Raw genomic sequence first — 22,163 nt, 5'->3', positions numbered from 1 at the left:
GCGGTCCCTGGACAGCTCAGGGGCCGCCGCCTCGGCCGCCCAGTCCCGAGGCGTTGCCGCGCCGCGGACTTCGGCCGGTGCTGCTGACGGTGGCGTTGCGGTATCGCGGGCAGTCTCCCGGCCGGGCCACATCGCCTCCACGCCCCCGGGTTGGCATGGGCGCGGGTTCTCCGGGCCGGATCCCGCTGAGGGGGACATCCCGTTCATGGGATGGTGGTGGGTTGGCGTACGGCGGGCACGGCCTGGGCTTCGCTGAGCCCGCACGGTGTGCGGTGGGTTCCGACCGCGTCCGAACCTTCAGGGGGCGGCTGGCGGGACCGAACCCGATGTCCCTGCGTGGCCCAAACGCCTGTCGAGCGCGGCACCGACGTCGGGGCAGTTCCGGCGGACGGTGTCGAGGAAGGCGCCCAGCACGGGGGAGCGGTCCTGGCCGTTGAAGGACAGGATGAGTTCGGGCAGTGCCGTGCGCGGGGTCACCTCGCAGAACCAGGTGCCCGGGCGCGGGGCCGACAGCATGCGGGAGGGCCCGAGGCCCACGCCGATCCCGCAGGCGGCCAGGCCGATGATCGTGTGCACGTCCCTGGCGACGGACGCACCGTCCACCGCGTCGTCGCCCAACAGGGTGCGCAGCCCGGCGGTGACCGCGGGCTCGTCCTCCCCGGCGGCCACGATCAGCGGTTGCCGCCGCAGCTGCTCCACGCTCACCGATGCCTGGCCTGCGTAGGGGTGCGTGCTGCTGACGACGGCGATCAGGCGGTCGCGCCCGACCGGGACGGACACCAGGCGCTCGGCCCCGGCGCCCCGGGGCGGTCCGAGGGTGACGGCCACATCCAGTTCGCCGGAGATGAGGGTGGCGGCGCTGCGGCTGGACGCCATCTCGTACAACTCCAGCCGTACATCGGGACGTTCGCGGCCGAACCGGGTCAGGACGTCCGGGAGTGGGTCGAGCAATGCGGAGGCGATGAACCCCAGGCGCAGCCGCCCCGTCTCGCCGCGCGCCGCCCGGCCGGCGTCCACTGTGGCCGCCGTCATCTCCTCCAGTGCCCGCCGCGCCCGGGCGAGGAACGCCTGGCCCGCCGCGGTCGGGAACACGCCCTGGCGCGTGCGATCGAACAGCCGGGCTCCTATCTCGCGCTCCAGGTCGGCGACCTGTTTCGAGAGCGGGGGCTGCGCGATGCCCAGCGCGTGGGCCGCCCGGCCGAAGTGTCCGTGCTCGGCGAGCGTGAGCGCGTACCGCAGATGCCGCGCCTCCATGACCACCCCTTCATACACAGAAAGTATCGCCACTCAGCGTGCCATATCTTCTGCTGGATGACGGGGCCGTCGCCGACTGTGATGGAACCCATGACGACCACCCCCAACTCCGATGTGAACGACACCGTCCTCGTCCTCGTCCACGGTGCCTGGCACGGCTCCTGGCAGTGGGCGGCGACGCAGCGCGCACTCGCCGGTCTCGGTGCCGCGAGCCTGGCTGTCGACATGCCCGGGCACGGCTTCGACGCCCCCCTGCCCAGCGGGTACCTCCTGCCTGGTCAGCCCGCTCTGCTGACCGAGAAGTCGCAGCTCGCCGCCGTGACCATGGACGACTGCGCCGATGCCGTCGTGGACACGCTGCGCCGGGTCCGCCGCTACGGCCGTGTCGTGCTCGTCTCCCACAGCGCGGGCGGCGGACCTGCGTCGCTGGCCGCGGAGCGCGCACCGGAGCTGGTCGACCGCCTCGTCTACCTCTCCGCGTTCGTCCCCGCCGGCCGCCCCCGGTTCTTCGACTACCTCAGCACCCCCGAGAACGCCACCGCACGGGGGCAGGGCCTCAACCTCGGTGATCCCGAGGCACTGGGCGCCGTACGCATCAACCCGCTCTCGTCGGACCCCGCTTACGTCGAGGAGCTACGGCAGACCCACTACCACGACACGCCCGTCGACCGTTTCGACCGCTGGCGCTCCGCGCTCAGCCCCGACCTGCCACTGGCCATCCCGACAACCCCGATCACCCTGACCGCGGCGCGGTGGGGCCGCATCCCACGCACCTTCCTGCGCTGCGCTCAGGACCGGGCGCTGGCGCCGGCCGCACAGGACCTGATGATCGCCGAGGCCGACCGAGCCATGCCGGGCGAGCCGTTCACCGTCCACACCCTGCCGAGCAGCCACAGCCCGTTTGCCGCCCGACCGCGGGAACTCGCCGAGGCCCTGGTCCGGTAACCGGCGGTCGGTTCCTGCTGCCGGTGGTGCTGAGTGCGACCTTCGTGCAGCTGCTCAGCGTCAATCGAAGGCGAAGCCAGCCGGGGCCGTGTGGTCGCTGCCCGCTGCCTTGTCCCGTGGATGCTGCTTCAGCGCAGGATCTGTCCTCGGGGGCGGCCTGCGCGAGGGTGCCTGACGCACGATCAGGTATGCGGCGCGCCACTGTCTGCTGCCAGGCGTGTGAGCCATTCCCGCAGTAGGTGCTGTTCGGCGTCGCTCAGGACGTCGGCGTCGTCGGGGAGAGCGGCGCGCAGCGCGCGGGCCGCCGCGGCGGGACCGGACTCCGCGGCGGGGACCGTCGGTTCGGCGCGGGTGACGGCCGCGATCATGGACTCGCGCAGGACGGTCAACAGCGCCGGATTGCGGCGGTCCGCGGGGGTGGAGTGCCAGGTGGTGACGGCGCCCTGGCCGGTTGCCCGGATGATCTGGCCGGCCAGCTCCTCGTCGACCCGCAGCCAGCCCCCGGCCGCCAGCCGACGCACCCGGCCGTGGAGGATCTCCAGGCCCGCGCGGTGTGCTGCGTCCGATTCCCGGCCGGTGGCTCGGTTCATCACCGCGAACAACTCGGGGCGGGAGACCCCGAACTCGACCACCATGTCCCAGCCGCGGCGCAGCTCCTGCACCGGGTCCTGCGGGGCGGGGTCGAGCTGCGCGCGTTTTCTCTCCAGGAACTGCGCGTAGCCGTGCTCGGCGACGGCCTCAAGGAGCCCCTCCTTGTCTCCGAAGAGGCGGTAGATCGCCGGCGGCTGCATGCCGGCCGCGGCGGCGACCGCGCGGGTGCTCACCGCGTCAGGGCCGCCGTTCTCCAGCAGCTCGACGGCTGCCTCGACGATCCGGCGCCGAGAGCTGTCGGTTGAGTCGCGCGTCACCATGAATCGATGATACCGACAATCTGCTTCCATCGGAATTTCCAGTGTTATCGTTGAAGTGCTTCCATCGGAACAGTGTCGGGAGAATCCATGATCATCGTTACCGGAGCCACCGGAAAGCTCGGCCGCCGCACCGTCGAGCGCCTCCTGCGGCGCGTCCCCGCCGACCGCGTCGGCGTCAGCGTCCGCGACCCCCGCAAGGCCCAGGACCTCGCCGACCGCGGCGTCCGCGTCCGACAGGGCGACTTCGACGACCCCGCCTCGCTCGTGCACTCCTTCGAAGGCGCCGAGCAACTGCTCCTCGTCTCCCTCGACCGCACGGGCCACGAATGCGTCAGCGGCCACCGCACCGCCATCGACGCCGCCGTGCGGGCCGGCGTCGGCCGCATCCTCTACACCAGCCAGATGGGCGCCGCCCACGACGCCCGCTTCCAGGCATGCCGCGACCACGCCCAGACCGAGGATTTGCTGAGCGCCACCGGCCTGCCCTGGACCGCGCTGCGCAACGGCTTCTACGCCTCCAGCGCCCTGCAGTTCCTGGAGCCCACCCGCCACACCGGCGACATCGCCCTCCCCGCCGACGGCCCCGTCGCCTGGACCGGCCACGACGACCTCGCCGAAGCCACCGCGGTGATCCTCGCCGAGGAAGCCCGCTTCGAGGGACCCACCCCGCCGCTCACCGGCCCGGCGGCGCTCGACTTCGACACCGTCGCCCAGATCGCGACCCAGACCACCGGACGACCCATCACCCGCACCGTCCTCCCCGACGACACCTTCCACGAGCAGGTCTTGGCGCACGGCGCCCCGGCCCCGATCGCCGACCTGATGCTGAGCATCTTCACCGCGGCGCGCAACGGCGAGTTCACCGCCGTCGACTCGACACTGGCCGAACTGATCGGGCGAGAGCCCACCACCTTCCGCACCCAACTGGAGCGTGCCTGGGCCGAATAGATCCAGTGGGGCGCACACCCGGCCCCGGCCCTACTCGCCGCCCACAGAGGCGTATTGGCCACGAACGTTGTTGACGGTGGGCGACGGATACGTGATCAAAAGTGCCTGCGTTGGACCTCGCGTTGTCCTTCGTCGAGCCGCCCGCCTCCCGGCCGCGGGTGGGGGGACCGGTCCCTGGGGCTGCCCACGGCGGCCCGCTCGCGATCGCCGTCGACGGTTACGCGATCGGCTGATGCCTTGGGTGAGCCCGTGGCCTGTCAGATCGAGTTCGTGCCTCAAGTTCGTTCACAGAACGGGACGTTCAGGGTGCCGGGGTCGCTGCGACGAGGACCACCTGGCTGTCCTGGGCGTGTTCGAGTACGCGTACCTGGAGCCCGCAGTCGGTCAGCTGGTCGGCCACCGCCGCACTGTCCTGGTAGAGGTAGCGCCAGACCACCACGGTGTCGTCCGGCTCGAACGACACCGTTCGGCTGCCTCCCACGGCGTCGAAGGTCACGGTGACCGGCTCCAGGAACCGTGCGCGGACGAAGATTTCGCTGCGCGTCCGGTCGAACCCGGTTTCGGTGACGTACCAGGAGCGGTCGATGGCAAGCAGGTCCAGTCCCGCCAGCTGCTGCGGCTTGTGCGGGCCGCCGACGCTGACCTGGTTCATGAACGCGGGCCTGTCGGCGCCGATGTCGATGCGCAGCGTCAGTAGCAGCACGTCCTGGTCACTCATGGCGCCGCGCACGTGGCGTAGCACCTGGTTCGGTTCGGCGAAGTTGTACAGCGTCCCGCCGGCCAGGATGACGAAGCGGAACGGCTCGGCACCGGAGTGCCCGGAGGTGCGCTCGGGTGCCAGGACCCGCTTGAGATCCGGCCCGGTGAAGTCGCCGTGCCACAGCTCGAAGTTTTCCGCGTGGTCCGGGAATTCGGATTGCAGGTTCTCCCTGGCCAGTTCGAGGATCTCGGCGCTGATGTCGACGGCGCGATAGCCGGCCAGGCGGGTGCGCTCCAGCAGGTGGCGGATCAGACCGCGTACCGGACGCGTGGTGCCCGGCCCGAGATCGACGAGCTGGATGGGTGACGATGGCGGGGCAAGGGCGAGGAGTTGCTCGGCGTGCCGGGCGAGCAGGCTGTTGATGTCACGCAGCATCGGCACGAGGTCGGGGTTGGACGGTACTTCGCCCGCCCGCCACATTTCGCTTCCCTCGCCGAGGTAGGTCAGTTGGTAGGGGAACTCGGCGCGGAGGCTGAGCGAATCGGCGACTGCATCCACCTGGGCAGCCGAGTAGAGGCGACAGAAGTCTTCGCGCGGGGTCACCGCATGCCGTTGTATGCCCATGGCGGAGAGTAGACCGTCAGCCGTATGTATCCGTCCAGCATGTGCTACGGCCTTTGGCTGAGTTCAGCCGACTGTTGGCTGCTCCTTCAAGTCCGACCCGCGGTGTTCCCAACTTCGTGACCAGGAGTTCGTACTTTCCCCGGCCGCGGCTCACGGGCTGCCGCAACTTCGGGATTTCTGAAGGGTTCTCATCGCCCCGAGCGGTTGAGCGCTCCGTTGCGGCTGCGATCACCCCGGCGGCGCGGCTCGTCGTCGCGCTCGCGGCGGTCCGCGCCGCCCGGGCCGCCCGGGCCGCCCGGGCCGTCCGGATCGGCGCCCTCATGCTCGATGACGTCGATCTCGGTAACCGCCGGTTGACCATCGCCGGACGTGCCCGCCCGCTCGACGACCTCACCCTGAAGCTCCTGGCGGACTGGCTCGGCCACCGACGCCGCACGTCTGGGTTCTGCCGTCAGTTTTCGGGGAGCTGCGGCGGCACAGATTCCAGTCCGTCCAGGGTGAGGTCGAGGAGGCGTTCGGCCTGCTCTCGCTGCTCGGGCTTGGCCGAGGTGAGGGCGATGCCGGCGAGGGCGGCGAACATGTCGGTCGGACTGACGTCGGACCGGATCGTTCCGGCCCTCAGCGGGCGTCCTGCATCTCGGGCCATCGGCGGTTCTCCCCCTGTCTCCACTTGCTAAGCGGAGGTGCCACCACTTAGTGTCGATGAAGTGGAGGCGCCTCCACTTTCACTTTAGGGCATGGGCATGGGCATGGGCATGGGCTCGGCCTGCCCGCACTCCACTTCTGGAAGGACCGCCAACCGTGTCGGGAATTGAGGGCAAAGTCGTGGCGATCACGGGCGCCAGCAGCGGCATAGGAGAGGCGACCGCGCTTCTGCTCGCCGAGCGTGGCGCGAAGATCGTCCTCGGGGCACGCCGTCCGGAGCGCCTTGAGGCCCTGGCCGCCCGCATCGAAAAGGCCGGCGGTGATGCCGCTTGGGCCCGCACGGACGTGACACGACGCGAGGACCTCGCCGGCCTCGTCAAACTGGCACGCGATCGGTACGGCAAGCTCGACGTCCTCGTCAGCAATGCCGGGATCGGTTTGATCTCCCGTCTGGACGACCTGCGCGTCGAGGACTGGGAGGAGATGATCGACGTCAACCTCAAAGGCGTCCTGTACGGGATCGCCGCAGCCCTTCCCGTCTTCCGGGAGCAGGGTTTCGGGCATTTCGTCAACACCGTGTCCACCGCCGGACTGCGCATCGTGCCGCTCCAGTCGGTATACGCCGGCACGAAGAACGCCGTGCGCACCATCTCCGAGGGCCTGCGCCAAGAGGCCGGCGACAGCCTGCGGGTGACCGTCGTTTCGCCCGGCGCCGTCCGCACGGACTTCGCCGAGCGCATGGATCCGGCTGCGAAGGTCCAGATCGACAAGATGATGGAGATCGCTCTTTCGCCGGACGCGGTGGCCCGCGCCATCGCCTTCGCCATCGAGCAGCCGGACGGTGTCGATGTGGGCGACATCGTCGTTCGCCCCACCGCCCAGGGATAGGTCTGCGCAGCCACCCAGCCCACCCCCGCGTTCCTAACGAACCCGCGGGCCTCGCCGGTGTCGGGAAACATCGGTACAGCCGTTGGAGCTGAGGGCGATCACGGTCAGTGGGTGCGGCGTCCCGGCGGCCGGGAGGAGGGGCGCAAGCCGTTGCGGGCGAGCAGGTGTTCTGGCGCATCGCGTCTTGCCGATGGCAGGATGAGTTCCATGGTGATCACCAGAAAGGCCCATGCCGCGTAAGCGTCCTGGCGCGATCCGCGCCGTGCGGGAGCGCCGACCGCCTGAGTGGGCTCGTGAGCTGCCCCCCATCGATCGCCTGTCCCGCGTGATGCGAGTGCGGCAATCCACTTGGTGGAGTACGGCTATGGCGGCTGCGAGGTCCAACCGGGGCGTACCTCGCAGTTTCTCTTCAGCTACCGGAAGTTCTTGCGGCAGCCCGGTCGGAAGCTGAGGTTGACCGCCTCGGAGTGCCCGTCCTGTCCGGGGTGCCAGTACGACGATGTCGCGGTGGTCAGGGACGCGCTGGAGCATGTGGTGGGCATGCTCCCGCTTCCGGCGCGTACCGAACTGCGACGGCTACTTGCCGGACTCGATGCGGAGTTCCGCCGCAGGACACTTCACGATCCTGATCCAAGCCATTGGCTGGACTGGAGCGGAAAGCCGTACCCGCTGCCCAACATCCGGCAGGAGAACGGATGTCGAGGGTGGTCACCCACCCTTCGGCGTCCGGGCAGTCCGGGAACTGGTCCAGCGCCACCCGCCGGTGGGTTGTGCCTGCCGTGGGAACTCCTGCCCTTCCGCCGGGCGGAGTTGAGTACGGGTACTCATGTACGCCACCGCCAGTTGCGGCACCCTGCACCCATGACCGATGCCTTTCCAGCACCGGCACGACGACGCCCCTGGTCGCGCCGAACGCGCCTGGGTGTGGACCTCGCCCTCGCGATCCCGCTGTTCCTCTTGGAGACGGCGTGGCTCGTGGTGGACTGGATTTACGGCTACGGCCTGGAGCTATGGGCCGCGCAAGGGGAACAGGCGCGGATCGACGTGGCCAGCCTCGCGCATACGGGTCGGGTACGGGTGCTGCTGATCTCCGTACTGATCGTGGCAGTTCTCGCGGCAGTCTTCCGCGCCCGCTGGACGGTGATCGCACATCTGCTGGTGGCCCTCCTCACGTACGGATCGCTGACGCTTGCGCAGTACGACTGGGAGCGCAGGCACGCCCCGCCACCCGGGTGCGTCCGCTACAGCGCGAACTGCTGAAGCCACCGGGCGTGGATCGAGCCGCGGTGCCGTCTGGCGTGCGCTCCGTGAGTGGCGCCGTGTGTGCACCACCCGAAACGCGTGGGTACATGGCGGCTGTCCGGTCCGCCGTCCCGGCCCGTGGTTCCGCGCGGGTGTGTCGCAGGCTGTTGCCCCGGAAGGCAGTTATCCGTTGGCTCCGGTGCCCGCGTTCGCCGTGGTGCAGTTCTTGGAGCGGACAGTGGGCATGCCTGGGCTGAGTCGGAGGGCGGCGCTGCTTACCGACTCTCCGGTCGGTTCGGCGGTTTCCCTGGGTGCGGCCCAAGGGGTGCGGGGTTGTGGGTGTCGGAGTCGACGGTTGGACCGCTGACTGGCGTGCTGGACGGTCTGGCCTCAGGGGCAGCCTGGCAATGGCGCTCCCCTGAAACTCGCTATTCGTTGATGCGTCAATGATTGCGCGGTGAGGCAGGTGCAAACGGAGCTATTAGGCGTTGCGTTCGCGGGCTCTCGATCGTTGGATATGCATGCTGTTGTTCGTGGGGTCCGTGACATGGAACGCCTGTACTTCCACGAAAGGGACGGCATGGCCGCCAGCGCAACGCGTCGTCTGTATGAAGCTTTTCCCTTTCCTTCGCCCGGAGTGAACCGGCCGCTGATCGACGTCGTGGCAAACGAGTTGCCCCTGGTCGTCGAAGGCGGCCTGCGTGACGGCTGGTCGGTGCTGGACGCAGGGTGCGGCACCGGCCACACCATGATCGGCCTGGCCCGTGCCTATCCGAACGTGCACTTCGTGGGGCTGGAACCGTCCAACGCCTCACGCGGTATTGCACAGCGCCTGGCCGAGCGGCACGGCATCACGAATGTGGAGTTCGCCGACGGCGCGATGCCGGACGCCGTACTTGAGCGCCGTTTTGAATTCGTCTACAGCTTCGGTGTCGTCCATCACCTTCCAGATCCAAAGGCAGGGCTCAAGTGGCTTGGCGACCACCTGGCCGACCACGGGCTACTGCATTTGTGGCTGTACAACGCCATCGGTGAGATCCAGCGCATGCGTGATCGCGAATTGGTCCGGTTGATGGCTGCGGATGAGGATAGCCATGGGCTCGACGTCGTCAGGGCTCTCGGGCTCTCTCTGTCACTTGACGCCTACGGCATGCCTGGTGCCTGGGCCGGCGCCGCACTGGACCAGGAGGAACAGGACGTCTTCGACGCGGACGCCTACCTCAATCCCGTGGTGCACACCCTGCGGTTCGGCGACCTCCCCGAGCTGTTGGACGGCGTGACCGACTGGGTGGCGGCCGATCGCGTCTATGGGCCCGATGGCGCCCCGTACCTGGATCTGAGCGGCACCGGTGAGTTTGCCGCGCAGGGTCCCGAGGTGCTGCGCCCCGAAGACCTCTTCGAAGATCCCGGGCTACGGACCCGGATCGGGGGCCTCGGCAACCTCGATCGGCTGCGGGCGGTGGAACTCGTCCAACGGCCCACCGGCTTCCGGGTGCTGGCCGGACGGGGCCGTTCCCTACACCGGTGTACCCGGCGCGTCGCCGGAAATCTCCTGACCGGACCTGCCCGCGGGGCTCCGCTCCCCTGAGCGCCAGGACTGTAGCGCGGCACAAGGCCGCATCCAGTGCGAAGCAGGGGACGTCCCCCGCGGCTCCCAAGGAAAGGTCCTTCACCTCCGTGCTCGACCCCCGTATCAAGGAATGCTTCCTCGACGGCCTCAACGCGGCCCCGCCTCCGGAAGCGATGACTCCCGCCGCACTGCGTGCCGCGCTGGAAGGCATGCTCACCTTCTGCGCCCCGCCTCCCCCCATCGCCCAGGTCGTCGACGGCACGACCTCGGAAGCCGCCAGGGCGGTGCCGTTCCGTGTCTACCACCCGAAGCCGGGGACCCCCCTGCCGCTGGTCGTGTACTTCCACGGCGGCGGTTGGACAGCCGGCGGCATCGCGTTCATGGACCCGCCGTTGCGGGCCTTGGCGGTCGAGGCGGGCGTGGTGGTGCTCAGCGCGGGGTACCGGCTCGCGCCGGAGCATCCCTTCCCGGCCGGGCTGCACGACGCGCAGGCCGTCACCTCCTGGGCATTCGAAAACGCCGCCGCACTCGGGGCCGACCCCGCGCGGTTCGCGGTCGCCGGGGACAGCGCGGGCGCGGCCCTCGCGGCCGTCGTCGCACTGGAAGCCCGCGGTTCGGCCGTCTCCATCGGCCACCAGCTCCTGATCAACCCGGCCGTCGACCCGCGCATGAACACCGCCTCGTACCGGGAGTTCGCCACGGGCTACCAGAACAGTGCGTCGATGATGAACCTGTGCTGGCGCACGTACCTGAACCGGCCCGACGGGCCCTTGGACGACGTGCCCTGGCAGGCCGCCCCCGTCTTCGCCCCTGATCTCTCCGACCTACCGCCGGCCAGCGTCCTCACGGTCGAGTACGACCCGCTGCGCGACGAGGGCGAGGCATTCGCCGCGCGGATGGCCACCGCCGGCGTGCCGACCACGTTCGTGTGCTGCCCGGGTCTCATCCACTGCGCACTCCACCTGGATGGCGTGGCCCCTCGCGCAGCCTCCCTACGGCAGCACGCGGCGCGGGCGCTGACCACCGCGTTCGCCTGACCCAGCCCCCGTTCCGGACAGAGAGGACCTCGCATGGCAGACGACGCGCACGCCCCGATGTACGGGGCCATCGCTGAGATCTACGACCGACTGGACGACTGGATCGTCGCGACCTGGCACGAGCAGCCCGTCTCCGGGCGGGTGGCCTTCCTGCGCAAGCGCTGGGAGCAACGCGGCGGCGAGGTGCGGGACGTGCTGGATCTGTGCTGCGGCACCGGCAGCGTGCTGCACGAGCTCAAACAGGCCGGCTACGCGGTCACCGGGCTTGACCAGTCCCCGCAGATGCTCGGCCTCGCCAGGCAGCGCCTCGGAGACGGAACCGCACTGATCCACGCGCAACTGCCCGACATCCCGGTGCCCGACGCCGCCATGGACGCGGTGTGTTCCACCGGCGCGGCGCTGAGCTACACCCCCGGTGAGGCGGAGCTGACCCGGATCCTCCTGGCCGCGCACCGCGTCTTGCGCCCGGGCGGCGTCCTCGTCTTCGACGTCCTGTCCCGCCACATGATCACCGAACACGCGGGCCGGCACGTATGGGCCGCGGATCAGGGCGACTTCGCCTTCATCTGGGAGTTCACCAACCCCGACGAGAAGTACAGCGACGCCTTCTACACGCAGTTCCTCCGGGAGGGCGGACCGACTTCCACCCGGTTTGTGCGTACCAGGGAGAAGCATCGGCTGTACGTCCTCGACCGCTCCCTGGTGCGCCGCAGCGCCGAGCAGGCCGGCTTCACCACGGCGGAGGTGCTCGACAACTACACCGACGCCCCCGCCCACGAGAGCACGCTCTACGACACCTGGGTCCTGACCCGCGCCTGAGGAGGTACACCGAGCATGATGCAGGGACAGCCGCACCAGGATGCGGGCATGCCCGAGCCGTACGCCGCGACCGCCGACGTGTACGACCGGCTCGTCGCGTACGCCATCGCCCAGTGGGGAGAGTCTCCCCGGCCGCGGATGGCCGACTTCATCGAGCAGGCATGGAAGGCTCGCGGGCAGCGCGTGCGCCGCGTGCTGGAGCTGTGTTGCGGCACCGGGCTGATGACCGAGGAACTGGTGCGGCGCGGTTACGAGGTGACCGCCGTCGACCGTTCCGAGACCATGTTGGCCCTGGCGAAGAAGCGGGTCGGCGGTGCAGCCGACTTCCGACAGATCGAACTCCCCGCCCCGCTGCCCGGCGACACGGACGCCGTGGTGTGCACCGCAGCCGCGTTCAACTACCAGTCCAGCGCGCACTCGCTGGGAGAAACCCTGCACGCCGTGGCCACGGTGCTGCCGGCCGGCGCGACGTTCGTCTTCGACATCGAGACTGCCGCGCTCCTCAAAGGACACTGGGGCAACCGCATGTGGGCCGCCGACGAGGGCGACCTGGCGTTCATCTGGAACTTCATCAGTAAGCCGGACACCACCTACTGCGACGTGCACTACACCCAGTTCACGCGCTCCGAAGCGGGACCGGACACCTACACCGGCACCCGCGAGGTGCACCGGCTGTACGCCTTCGACCACGACACCGTCCGCGCCCAGGCACGCGCCGCCGGATTCGCGCGGGCGGAGGTGTTCGACAACTACACCGAGCGCCCCGCCACCGACGCCACCCACTACGAGACGTGGTTCCTCACCCGGGACGAGAGCTGAGCCATGCTGATCTGCGGACTGAAACTCACCCACGACGGTGGCCTGGCCGTCGTGGAAGGCGGCAGACTCCTGTTCTCCGTGGAAATGGAGAAACTGGACAACAACCGGCGATTCCAACCGTTGGACCGTCTGGAGCTGGCGGAGGACGTCCTCGCCCGGGAAGGCGTCACCGGCGGCGACATCGACCGGTTCGTGGTGGACGGCTGGTTCGCCCCACTGGGCCAGGACCAGCGACACCCGGCCTTGCACGTGACCCACCGAGGGCGCCCGGCCACCCTGCCGGTGGCTCCCTACGTGGATCAGCCCGGCGCGGACGTGCTCGCCCGACACACCTTCGCCGGCCTTCCACTCGGCTCCGCGACGCACGCCTACAGCAGCTACCACCACAGCACCCAGCACCTCATGGGCGCCTACGCCACCAGCCCCTTCGCCCAGCGAGGCCAGGACGCCCTGGTACTGGTGTGGGACGGCGGCATGGTTCCTGTCCTGTACCGGGTGCAGCCCGAACCCCTCCACGTGGTCCGACTGGGCGAGCTGTTCCCCTTGTACGGCAGCATCTTCGCGGACTTCTGCGCCGCACTCCCGCCGTTTCGCAGCACCACGGCACCGGCCGCGCCCGACCCGCAGCTCATGCCCCGCAACCTGGACGTGGCAGGTAAGGCCATGGCGTACGCCGGGCTCGGCACGGACGACCCGGGCTTCGACGGGGTCCTCGCCGAGCACCTCGACGGCATGGACCTGTCCTTCACCATGGGTGACGACCTCGCCCGCGCCCTCACCGAAGGCCACAGCCCCCCGTGGCCCGACGCCTCGGACGCCGATCTCATCGCCAGCCTCCAGGGCTACCTGGGCCGCAGGCTGCACGCCGCCCTCAGCTCCGCCATGCGCGACGACGATCTGCCGCCCCGCCTGTGTCTGGCCGGTGGCTGCGCACTGAACATCAAATGGAACAGCCGGCTGCGCTCCTCCGGCCTGTTCGAGCAGGTATGGGTGCCGCCGTTCCCCAACGACTCCGGGGCCGCCCTGGGGGCCGCCACCGTGGAGTGGTCACGGACCGGCGAGCCGCCCGCCATGGACTGGTCCGTCTACCGGGGCCCCCAGCTCCGGCCGGCGGAGGGCGATCCGCCGGGCTGGACCTCCGCCCGCTGCGACATCGACGGACTGGCGCGCTTCCTCCACGACAGCGAACGGCCCGTCGTCGTCCTCACCGGGCGAGCGGAACTGGGACCACGGGCCCTGGGGCACCGCAGCATCTTCGCGCCGGCCACCGTCCCCGGCATGAAGGAGCACCTCAACCGCATCAAGGACCGCGAGGACTACCGTCCCGTCGCCCCGGTGTGCCTGGAACACCGCGCCCCGGAGCTGTTCTCCCCGGGCACCCCCGACCCCCACATGCTCTTCGACCATGACACCCGGGTCGGCTGGGAGGCCAAGGTACCCGCGGTCGTGCACCTGGACGGCACCGCACGTCTGCAGACCGTCAACGACCGGGAAGCGCCCTTCGTCCACGAGCTGCTGACCGCCTACGAGAGGCTGTCCGGCATCCCGCTGCTCTGCAACACCAGTGCCAACCACAAGGGCCGCGGTTTCTTCCCGGACGTCGCCTCGGCCGCGGCGTGGGGGCGCGTGCCGGCCATCTGGTCCGAAGGCCGCCTCTACCGCCGAGCATGAACACCTTCCGGACCGCGACGGCACGCGATCTCCCCGATGTCGCCGCCACCCTGACCGAGGCGTTCGCCGCCGACCCGCCGACCCAATGGGTCTTCCCGGACGGTGCCGCAGCGGTCTCCCGCTTCTTCTTCGGTGTCGCCGACCGTGCCCGCGAGGCCGGCGGGATCGTCGAACTGCTCCCCGGCACCGCCGCGATGATCGCCCTCCCCCCGCACGTACGACTACCCGACGCCCCAGCCCGCGGCAGACAGGCCGAGATGCAGCGCAGGCTGGGCGAACGCCGCCCCCGCACTCCGCACTACTACCTCCTCTTCTACGGCGTGCGCACCGCCCATCAGAGCTCCGGCCTGGGGGGACGGATGCTCTCCGACCTCATCTCCCTGGCCGACCGCGACCGCGTGGGCACCTACACCGAGGCCAGCACCTGGCGCGGCGCCCGCCTGATGTTGCGTCACGGCTTCCACACCGCACAGCCGCTGCGGCTTCCCCACGGGCCACCCATGTTCCCCCTCTGGAGAGACCCGATCCATGACCACTGCGACTGAGGGCGCGGAGCGTGCAGTTGACACCTGGCTCCAACGCATCCGCAAAGGCCCACCCGGACCTTTCCCACACCGTCTGGTCGCCCGCGCCGTACAGGCATACGGCACCACGGCCCTGCCCGCGCGCCTGAGAGGGCAGCTCGTCGAAGCCTGGGAGTGGGCCCGCAACTGCTCCCTTGAGCCCGGCAGCCAGGACTGGGCGACCGCTGCCTGGCTGGACTGCCTGACCGCCTCACTGCGCAACACTCCCTCCTACGGCGCGTACACGATGACGTCACTTTTCGGCCAGTGGAGCCGTCTGGGCGACTTCCCCCGACGCAACGCACAACTGTCCGCGCTGCTCACCGCAGACCTGATCCGGCACGAACTGCGGCGTGCCACCCACGAGGACCACCTCGGCGAACGCCGCTCTCGCACCACGGCAGCCACACTCCTCGCCCGCCATCTGGACGAGGACCACGGCTGGAGCGAAACCAACTGCCGACCCAAACACCAGGGTGGCCCGCAAGCCATACAGCGCTGCAACCACCTGCTGTCCGCAGGCGGCCGCGGGCTACCCACCACCCTCGCACTGCTGGTGGAGTCATCACTCCCGGTGGCCACGGCGGAGCCGGACGAGCCCCTGTTCATCCGCTCCGTACAGATCATGGAACTCCTCGCCGAGCAGGCCGCGTTCCACCTCGGCGAAACCCACCGGCAGGCAAACGCCACCGCCCCGGAGCCGTCCGCGCTGGCCGTTCGACTGCATGCCACCGCGGACAGCCTCGACCGTGCCCAGCACGTCTTCCGTCTGGTGTCCACCATCGATCCCACCCAGTTCGCCACCATCCGCGCGGCCACCGCAGGCACGGGCGCACTGCAGTCGACGGGCTTCGCGCGCTTGGAACGCTGCTGCCGCGGTGAGGACGCGCTGCGTCCGGAGACCGTGGACGCGGTCGGGCTCGCAACAGCTCCGGCCCCGGTCCCTTCGCTGTCCGCCACACTCGCGCGCGTCACCACCCGCCTGGAGGCACACAACCAGACCGCAGCCGAACAGTTACGCATGGCCATCCAGGCTGTGAACGAGCAGTGGCAACGGTGGAAGCGCACCCACCTCGGCGTTGCGAAGAAGATCATCGGCGATGTGCCGGGCACCGGCGGTACCGACGGTGTGCGCTACCTCGCCCGTCACCTTGAGGAACCGCTCCTGTGAAGCCCGCTGACGCGAAACCGCCCCACATGGACCACGACACCTTCCGTTCCCTGGGCCACCAGGCCATCGACTGGATCGCCGACTACTGGCAGCGCTTGGCGGATCGGCCCGTTGCTCCTCCCGTCGAACCCGGCAGCATCCGGGCCCAGTTGCCGACGGCCCCGCCCGAGTGCGGCGAGGACTTTCCCGTGCTGCTGTCCGACCTCGAACGGATCGTGCTGCCGGGCCTGCTGCACTGGCAGCACCCCCGCTTCTTCGGTTACTTCCCCGCGAACGCCTCCGGCCCCGCCGTCCTGGCCGAGCTGTTGTCCGCGGGCCTGGGCATCCAGGGGATGAACTGGAACACCAGCCCGGCCTGCACCGAGATCGAACAGCAGATGCTGGACTGGTTCGTGCACCTGCTCGGTCTACCCGAGCACCTTCGCGGTGGGGGAGTCATCCAGGACACCGCCTCCAGCGCCCTCCTGGTGGCACTGCTCACCGCCCTGCACCAGGCCAGCGCGGGCCGCACCCGCGACCACGGCACCGGCGGGTGCGGCTACCGGGTGTACCTGACCGCCGAGACGCACTCTGCGGCCCGCAAGGCCGCCGTCATCACCGGACTGGGCCTGCGGGCCATGTGCGAGGTGGCCACCGACGCCGACGGCGCCATGGACGCAGCCGATCTGGAAAGACACCTCCGGGCCGACCGGGCCGCCGGTCTGACCCCGCTGATGGTCGTGGCCACCCGGGGCACCACCTCCCATCTCTCCTTCGACCCCCTGGAGGACATCGGCCCCGTGTGCCGTCGGCACGGCGTGTGGCTCCACGTCGACGCCGCGTACGCCGGAGTGGCCGCGGTCTGCGACGAACTGCGCTGGGTCAACGACGGCGTGCGCTACGCGGACTCCTACTGCACCAACCCGCACAAGTGGCTGCTGACCAACTTCGACTGCGACCTGCTGTGGGTGGCCCACCCCGAAGTCCTCGTCAGCGCCCTGAGCGTGCTCCCCGAATACCTGCGCAACTCGGCCTCCGAATCGGGCCGGGTGACCGACTACCGGCACTGGCAGGTCCCACTGGGCCGGCGCTTCCGCGCACTGAAACTGTGGTCCGTCCTCCACTGGTACGGCGCCGAGGGGCTGCGCGCCCACATCCGCACCGGCGTACGGCACGCCCAGCTCTTCGCGGACCTGGTCGGCGCCGACGACCGCTTCACCTTGGTCACCCCTCCCGCCCTCGGCCTGGTGACGTTCCGTCAGACCGGGACGGACGAGGAGAACCGGAACCTCCTGCAAGCCATCAACACCGAGGGGACCACCTTCCTCACCCACTCCGAGAAGAACGGCACCTTCTTCCTGCGCTTCGCCGCTGGCGGCACTCTCACCGAGGACCACCACGTACGCGAAGCATGGCGCGCTGTCCAGAACGCGATCCCTCGCGCACCACACCTCGCCGGCGGCTCGGCTGATGCGCTGCCCGAGTAGGGACCGGCGCATGCGGCTGGTGCTCCGGTCGTTCGCCGGCCGGAGCCGAGGCGCCTGGCTCAGCTCGTCGTGGGCCTGCTCGCCGTCGTCGCGCGTGCAAGCCCGGGCCCACGACGGCCCTCAGCAAGCCGTCCGGTCGGACGCGGGCGACGTCGAGCGTCGCGCCTGCCCGAGGCCGGCCCGACGGCTGCCGGACCGCAGCAGCACCCCCGACACCAACTCCGCGCGCTGGCAAGGGACATGCGCTCATTCGGTGATGGGGTAGCGCGGGGCCTGCGGGCCTTCGATGGTGATCCATTGGAGTTCGGTGAACGCCTCCAGTCCGGCCCGTCCGCCGGACTTGCCGTAGCCGCTGTTCTTCACCCCGCCGAAGGGGACCTGCGGTTCGTCGTCGAGGGTGGCACCGTTGATGTGGCACATGCCGGTGTTGATGCGTTTGGCGAGGTCCAGGGCGAGGGGGACGTTGCGGGTGAAGATGGCCGAGGTGAGGCCGTAGTCGTTGTCGTTGGCTACGCGCAGGGCCTCTTCGTGGCCGTCGACGGTGATGATGGTGACCATAGGGCCGAAGGACTCCTCCTGGTAGACGCGCATGCCGGGTGCGACATCGGCCAGCACGGTCGGGGCGAAGCACGGGCCGTCGGCCGTTCCTCCCGCCAGCAGGCGCGCACCCGCTCCGACGGCGTCCTGGACCAGGCCGGTCAGGCGGGAGACGGTGTTCCGGCCGACGACGGGGCCGAGCACGGTCCGCGGATCACGGGGGTCGCCGTAGGTGATGGTGCCGGCCAGGGCGGCGAGACGCCGGGTGAACTCGTCCGCGATGGCACGGTCGACGATGACGCGTTCGGTGGACAGGCAGCCCTGGCCCGAGTTGGCGAACGCGCCGAAGCCCACTGCGCCGACCGCGTGGTCGAGGTCGGCGTCGGCGAGGACGATGACCGGTGCCTTGCCGCCGAGTTCGAGGATCGCCGGCTTCAAGTGCGAGGCGGCCTTCTCGCCGATGAGGCGGCCGACTCGGGTGGAGCCGGTGAAGTGGACGCGCCGGACGGCCGGGTGCGCGATGAGTGCGTCGACGACGTCGGGGGCGTCCTCGGGTGCGTTGGTGACCAGGTTGAGCACCCCGTCGGGCAGTCCGGCCTCGGTGAAGCACTCGGCGACCAGGCCGTGGGTGCGCGGCGTCTGCTCCGATGCCTTCAGCACGACGGTGTTGCCGAGGACCAGCGCTGCGGGGAGCGAGGCGCCCACCAGCAGCGCCGGGGCGTTCCAGGGAATGATGCTCGCGACCACGCCGACCGGCTTGCGGATCGCGATCGAAGTGCGCCCCGAGGTCTCGGAGGGGATGACCTCGCCGGTCAGGCCCTCGTGGGCGGCGCTCGCCGCGTAGCGGATCTTCTCGGTGAGGACCTTGACGTTGTAGGCGCCCCAGGCGGCGGGGCCGCCCATCTCGGCGGTGATCGCCTCGGCCAGTTCCTGGGCCCGCGCTTCCAGCTTCTCGGCCGCTGCCCACAGGATGCGGCGGCGCTCGCTCGGTGCCAGCGCAGCCCAGGCGCCGAATGCCTGCTCGGCTGCTTCGGCCGCGCGCACGACGTCCGCGGTGCAGGCGGCTGCGGCGCGGGAGGCCACCTGGCCGGTGAACGGGTCGTGTGCCGCGTAGCTCCGGCTGTGCGCCGCCGGCTGCCATGCGCCGCCGATCAGCAGCCGCTGGATGGGGGGCTCGGTGGTGGGGGTCATGTGCTCTCCCGTCCTGCTCGCCCCGCCCTCGGGGGCGGGGCGAGCGGTGGTGGTGTGCGGGCGTCGGGGTTACCGCTGGGCGGCCAGGCCGTCGCGGTGGATGCGGGTCTGCTCGGCGACACGGCGGCCGAGGTGGCGCGCGGTGCTCAGGTCGGCGTCGTGCACGGCGGCGGTGTCGTTGAAGCTCTGCGCACCGGCGCCGAGGTAGAAGCCGAGCCGGTTGTCGTCCCCGGGGCTGGCGGCCGTGGTGTTCCAGCCCGGCAGCAGGCCCAGGCTGACCCAGAGCATCCCGTGCTGGGCGGCCAGGAGGGCGAAGTACTGCAGGGTGTGCATCTTGTCCCCGCTCATGGAGCCGGAGTTGGTGAATCCGGCGGCGAGCTTGTCGCTCCAGGCACGGGTCATCCATCGCTTGCTGGTGGCTTCGGCGAAGGCGTGGAAGGCCCCGGAGGCGGTGCCCATGTAGGTGGGGGAGCCGAAGATGATGGCGTCGGAGCCGTCCAGCACCTCCCAGTCCGTGTCGCTGAGCGAGGCGACGTCCACGCGGTGGACCTGCGTCCCGGAAACGGAGTGCGCGCCGTCGGCCACGGCCGTGGCGATCTGCGCCGTGTGACCGTAACCGGAGTAGGAGGCGATGCTGATCGAGATGTCGGACACGGTGTTTCCTCTCATGGCGCCGGCGAGTGCTGGCGCGGCGTCTTCGGATGCCGACGAGGTGGACTGACCGTCCGCTCGGGCGGCGAAGAGGTGGGGGACGCGCTCGTACGGCCCGTGGTGCGCGGCCGGGACGAGAGGCCCATGGACCCCTGTGTGGGTGCGGGCCTGTTGAGGAGCAGCCCTTGATCGACGATCACCTTTATCGGTGATCCGCGATTGAGCGTAGCACTGATAAGGCGGCGATACGCAAGAAGGCGTATCGTTGTTCCATGGATGAGGGAAGGCACGCCGCCAGGTATCGGGTTCTGCAGGTCGCAGCCGAGCTGCTGGAGGAGGGCGGCAGCGAGGCGGTTTCGACGCGGGCCGTCGCCACCGCGGCAGGGATCACGGCGCCGGCGCTCTACCGGATGTTCGGGGACAAGGACGGACTGCTCGCCGAGCTGGCCACCCACGGATTCGAGATGTACCTGGCCGAGAAACACGAGGCACTGTCCCGATCCGAGGACCCGGTGGCCGATCTCCACCGGGGCTGGGACCTGCACGTCGACTTCGGCCTGCGACACCCCGCGTTCTACCTGCTCATGTACGGAACGGCCCGCCCCGGTCGCAAGCCCCCGGCCGCCGACGAGGCGCACGCCCTGCTGGTGAGCCTGCTCGAACGGGCCGCCGCCGACGGCCGCCTTCGGGTGCCGGTGGAGGAGGCAACCCACGTGGTCCACGCCGCGACAACCGGTGCCACCCTGGCGCTGATCGGCGAAGAGGCGTCACAGCGGAAACCGTCGACCTCGACGCGACTGCGGAACATCGTCCTCGGATCCATCACCACCGACCCACCCGTCGTCGCCACCGGCGCGGACCGGGCATCCCGAGCGCTCGCACTCGATGCCGCGCTCACCCTCGAAGACGGCGCCGCGCCCCCCTTGCGTGCGACCGAGACCGCGCTGCTACGCGACTGGCTGCGCCGCCTCGCCGAGTAGACCACCCAACGGCGCCCAGGAGCTGCCCGACCGTGCCGGCCGGCCTGGACGGCTCCGGCCGCACTGCGCTGGTTCGGGGTGCGGGTGCGGTGCGGCCGTCAGCTATGGCTGATCTGAAGGAAGTTGCGGATGAGGGTGGCCCGTTCCTCCCTCCGCTCCCCGGACAGTCCGGGCCGACGACGGTGTGGTGCGCGGCCGGTACGTCCATGACGGGGCTGCAACTGGCGTCGATACTTCCGCCGGCGCCATGGGCAAGCAGAAGCCCCGGCTCTCGGACCGCTGTCGTCCGGTCGCGCCTCCACCTTTGTCGCGCGCTGCCCCGCTGCCTGGCTGCCTGGCTGCCACGGCGGTCTCTCGGCTAGGTGGTTGGGCGGGGCGAGGTCCGGGCGGTTACCGGTCATCAAGGCGTTGAAGGATCTGCGTGAACTCGCCGTTCTCGAGCAGGCCAGTGAGGACCTGGGTCATGTTGGTGATGCCGGCATCGCGGACGATGAGACCGTCCGAGACTCAGAAGTAGCGGCCTGCGAGGGCTTCCCCGCTGGCGGCCCATCGCTCCATGAGGAGCTCGATCTGGGCGAGGGTGATGATGGTCGCGCTCCACCGGGAGCCGTCCTCGAGGTCCACGAAGACGTCGACGTTGTCCACCAACTCCACGTCCTCTTCGGCACTCGGCAGGAACGCGGCCTCGAAGTGCTCTGTGCGGACGCGGTACCAGGGGCCGTCCCAACTGCCCGGCGCTGTGCTGTGGCTCATCGGGAGAGTGTTGCCGGGCCGATTCGCACTCCTCAACCGCATTGCCGGACCCGGGGCGTAACCTCGCGGAGGGGGCCTCGTTACGCAGCGGAGGGTTCGCGGGAGGGGAGGCGTGTATGGCCTGGATCTGCCCATTGTGTGGCAGTGCCAACGGGGTGCCGTTCATCAAGAGTCCGCCTGATGGCCTGCATCCCCTTCCGTGCTTGCACTGCAAGCGCAGTGTCTCCGTGGCGCACGCGCCCATGGCTGAGCTGGTGGCCTCCGCGCCGTGCGGCACTGGCGGTTGCACCGGTGCGGTCGTTGACCGCTTTCGGTATGGCCCGCAGGCTCAACTCGTGGCGGTGGACGAGGGATGCTGCACGTCATGCGGCATGCGCAAGCCGCGGGAAGCGCCCCGAACGGGGCGGTGTCTGCCCTCACCCGGTCCCAGGGGACACCTGCCCTCGCGGGCCGACCGAGTGGGTACAGAGGAGAGCTGAGGAAGTAACGATGACTCCTGCCTGCCCCGCCTGTGGAAGTCCGATGCGGCTGAACCACGCGACCGTACAAGTACCCGCTGGCATCTGGTGGGTGTGCTGCGACCAGTTCTATCGGCGCCACGAGGGCGAGCACGAAATGCCAGCCGATCATCCACTCAAACGGCTGGGCATCGTCAGGTGAGCGACCGTCACAAAGGAATGGAAGAAGACGAACCGCCCGAGAACATCACCTTGCCGGGGTCCGGTACTCATCGCGACGATGACGACGAGTAGCTGAAGGCAGCCGGGGCGAAGTTCCC

At 69.9% G+C, this 22,163-nt stretch carries 20 protein-coding genes and 2 pseudogenes; 13 read left to right on the top strand and 9 right to left on the bottom strand.

Going from position 1 to position 22,163, the window contains the following annotated elements; genetic code table 11:
- Positions 1 to 297: 297 nt before the first annotated feature.
- A complete protein-coding gene (locus ACJ6WD_RS26490) occupies positions 298 to 1,254 on the bottom strand; it encodes a LysR family transcriptional regulator (RefSeq protein ID WP_407616653.1) in 957 nt (318 codons plus the stop codon).
- Positions 1,255 to 1,344: 90 nt separating this feature from the next.
- Between ACJ6WD_RS26490 and ACJ6WD_RS26485 the strand changes: the two genes are divergently transcribed.
- Positions 1,345 to 2,199, top strand: coding sequence for an alpha/beta fold hydrolase (locus ACJ6WD_RS26485; protein WP_407616652.1), 855 nt, complete (start codon positions 1,345 to 1,347; stop codon positions 2,197 to 2,199).
- 182 nt (positions 2,200 to 2,381) lie between these two features.
- Here ACJ6WD_RS26485 and ACJ6WD_RS26480 read toward each other — a convergent pair whose 3' ends face one another.
- A complete protein-coding gene (locus tag ACJ6WD_RS26480) occupies positions 2,382 to 3,110 on the bottom strand; it encodes a TetR/AcrR family transcriptional regulator (protein ID WP_407616651.1) in 729 nt (242 codons plus the stop codon).
- Between the two features lie 87 nt (positions 3,111 to 3,197).
- Here ACJ6WD_RS26480 and ACJ6WD_RS26475 point away from each other — a divergent pair, with 87 nt between their 5' ends.
- The gene (locus ACJ6WD_RS26475; RefSeq protein WP_407616650.1) at positions 3,198 to 4,058 is read left to right on the top strand and encodes an SDR family oxidoreductase; all 861 of its coding nucleotides are present in this window, start codon (positions 3,198 to 3,200) and stop codon (positions 4,056 to 4,058) included.
- Between the two features lie 301 nt (positions 4,059 to 4,359).
- On the opposite strand, the gene ACJ6WD_RS26470 is transcribed toward ACJ6WD_RS26475, so the two are convergent.
- From ACJ6WD_RS26470 to ACJ6WD_RS26460, 3 genes and pseudogenes are all read right to left on the bottom strand, one after another.
- Positions 4,360 to 5,361, bottom strand: a complete 1,002-nt coding sequence (locus tag ACJ6WD_RS26470; protein WP_407616649.1) for an L-histidine N(alpha)-methyltransferase — start codon at positions 5,359 to 5,361, stop codon at positions 4,360 to 4,362.
- A gap of 209 nt (positions 5,362 to 5,570) precedes the next feature.
- Complete coding sequence (locus ACJ6WD_RS26465; protein ID WP_407616648.1) at positions 5,571 to 5,807, bottom strand: hypothetical protein; 237 nt, start codon at positions 5,805 to 5,807, stop codon at positions 5,571 to 5,573.
- A 26-nt stretch (positions 5,808 to 5,833) separates the two neighbouring features.
- Positions 5,834 to 5,998, bottom strand: a pseudogene (locus tag ACJ6WD_RS26460) (TetR/AcrR family transcriptional regulator); the annotation flags it as partial.
- A gap of 185 nt (positions 5,999 to 6,183) precedes the next feature.
- On the opposite strand from ACJ6WD_RS26460, the gene ACJ6WD_RS26455 reads away from it, so the two are divergent.
- Positions 6,184 to 6,915 carry an SDR family oxidoreductase gene (locus tag ACJ6WD_RS26455; RefSeq protein ID WP_331247413.1) on the top strand — a complete coding sequence of 244 codons (732 nt, stop codon included), beginning with the start codon at positions 6,184 to 6,186 and terminating at the stop codon, positions 6,913 to 6,915.
- A gap of 413 nt (positions 6,916 to 7,328) precedes the next feature.
- On the opposite strand, the gene ACJ6WD_RS26450 is transcribed toward ACJ6WD_RS26455, so the two are convergent.
- Positions 7,329 to 7,457 (bottom strand): hypothetical protein, encoded by a 129-nt coding sequence (locus ACJ6WD_RS26450; RefSeq protein ID WP_267953184.1) that lies wholly within the window; start codon positions 7,455 to 7,457, stop codon positions 7,329 to 7,331.
- A 319-nt stretch (positions 7,458 to 7,776) separates the two neighbouring features.
- Here ACJ6WD_RS26450 and ACJ6WD_RS26445 point away from each other — a divergent pair, with 319 nt between their 5' ends.
- The 9 genes from ACJ6WD_RS26445 (at position 7,777) to ACJ6WD_RS26405 (ending at position 17,273) form a co-directional block, all read left to right on the top strand.
- Complete coding sequence (locus tag ACJ6WD_RS26445) at positions 7,777 to 8,175, top strand: DUF6234 family protein (RefSeq protein ID WP_233660221.1); 399 nt, start codon at positions 7,777 to 7,779, stop codon at positions 8,173 to 8,175.
- A 529-nt stretch (positions 8,176 to 8,704) separates the two neighbouring features.
- Positions 8,705 to 9,745 carry a bifunctional 2-polyprenyl-6-hydroxyphenol methylase/3-demethylubiquinol 3-O-methyltransferase UbiG gene (locus ACJ6WD_RS26440; RefSeq protein WP_233660222.1) on the top strand — a complete coding sequence of 347 codons (1,041 nt, stop codon included), beginning with the start codon at positions 8,705 to 8,707 and terminating at the stop codon, positions 9,743 to 9,745.
- Between the two features lie 89 nt (positions 9,746 to 9,834).
- Positions 9,835 to 10,764 (top strand): alpha/beta hydrolase fold domain-containing protein, encoded by a 930-nt coding sequence (locus ACJ6WD_RS26435; RefSeq protein WP_407616647.1) that lies wholly within the window; start codon positions 9,835 to 9,837, stop codon positions 10,762 to 10,764.
- Positions 10,765 to 10,797: 33 nt separating this feature from the next.
- Complete coding sequence (locus tag ACJ6WD_RS26430; protein ID WP_376439031.1) at positions 10,798 to 11,583, top strand: class I SAM-dependent DNA methyltransferase; 786 nt, start codon at positions 10,798 to 10,800, stop codon at positions 11,581 to 11,583.
- Positions 11,584 to 11,598: 15 nt separating this feature from the next.
- Positions 11,599 to 12,402 carry a class I SAM-dependent DNA methyltransferase gene (locus ACJ6WD_RS26425; protein WP_376439034.1) on the top strand — a complete coding sequence of 268 codons (804 nt, stop codon included), beginning with the start codon at positions 11,599 to 11,601 and terminating at the stop codon, positions 12,400 to 12,402.
- A 3-nt stretch (positions 12,403 to 12,405) separates the two neighbouring features.
- Entirely contained in the window at positions 12,406 to 14,073 is a 1,668-nt protein-coding gene (locus ACJ6WD_RS26420) for a carbamoyltransferase N-terminal domain-containing protein (protein ID WP_407616646.1), read from the top strand.
- Positions 14,070 to 14,618, top strand: coding sequence for a GNAT family N-acetyltransferase (locus tag ACJ6WD_RS26415; protein WP_331247408.1), 549 nt, complete (start codon positions 14,070 to 14,072; stop codon positions 14,616 to 14,618). The genes ACJ6WD_RS26420 and ACJ6WD_RS26415 overlap by 4 nt, the downstream gene beginning before the upstream one ends.
- Positions 14,602 to 15,807 (top strand): hypothetical protein, encoded by a 1,206-nt coding sequence (locus tag ACJ6WD_RS26410; RefSeq protein WP_407616645.1) that lies wholly within the window; start codon positions 14,602 to 14,604, stop codon positions 15,805 to 15,807. The genes ACJ6WD_RS26415 and ACJ6WD_RS26410 overlap by 17 nt, the downstream gene beginning before the upstream one ends.
- Positions 15,804 to 17,273, top strand: coding sequence for a pyridoxal-dependent decarboxylase (locus ACJ6WD_RS26405; protein ID WP_407616644.1), 1,470 nt, complete (start codon positions 15,804 to 15,806; stop codon positions 17,271 to 17,273). Before ACJ6WD_RS26410 ends, ACJ6WD_RS26405 begins: the two co-directional genes overlap by 4 nt.
- A 246-nt stretch (positions 17,274 to 17,519) precedes the next feature.
- Here the strand turns inward: ACJ6WD_RS26405 and ACJ6WD_RS26400 are convergent, their stop codons facing one another.
- A complete protein-coding gene (locus ACJ6WD_RS26400) occupies positions 17,520 to 19,001 on the bottom strand; it encodes an aldehyde dehydrogenase (RefSeq protein ID WP_407616643.1) in 1,482 nt (493 codons plus the stop codon).
- A gap of 69 nt (positions 19,002 to 19,070) precedes the next feature.
- Positions 19,071 to 19,655, bottom strand: coding sequence for a flavodoxin family protein (locus ACJ6WD_RS26395; RefSeq protein WP_233660231.1), 585 nt, complete (start codon positions 19,653 to 19,655; stop codon positions 19,071 to 19,073).
- A gap of 269 nt (positions 19,656 to 19,924) precedes the next feature.
- On the opposite strand from ACJ6WD_RS26395, the gene ACJ6WD_RS26390 reads away from it, so the two are divergent.
- Positions 19,925 to 20,632 (top strand): TetR/AcrR family transcriptional regulator, encoded by a 708-nt coding sequence (locus tag ACJ6WD_RS26390; RefSeq protein WP_376436649.1) that lies wholly within the window; start codon positions 19,925 to 19,927, stop codon positions 20,630 to 20,632.
- 390 nt (positions 20,633 to 21,022) lie between these two features.
- Here the strand turns inward: ACJ6WD_RS26390 and ACJ6WD_RS26385 are convergent.
- Positions 21,023 to 21,385: pseudogene (locus ACJ6WD_RS26385) on the bottom strand (hypothetical protein).
- Positions 21,386 to 22,163 lie beyond the last annotated feature (778 nt).

This window comes from Streptomyces sp. VTCC 41912, from assembly GCF_045799175.1.
Taxonomy (GTDB): Bacteria; Actinomycetota; Actinomycetes; order Streptomycetales; family Streptomycetaceae; genus Streptomyces; species Streptomyces albulus_C.
This window is presented reverse-complemented; position numbering and strand designations above follow the sequence as displayed.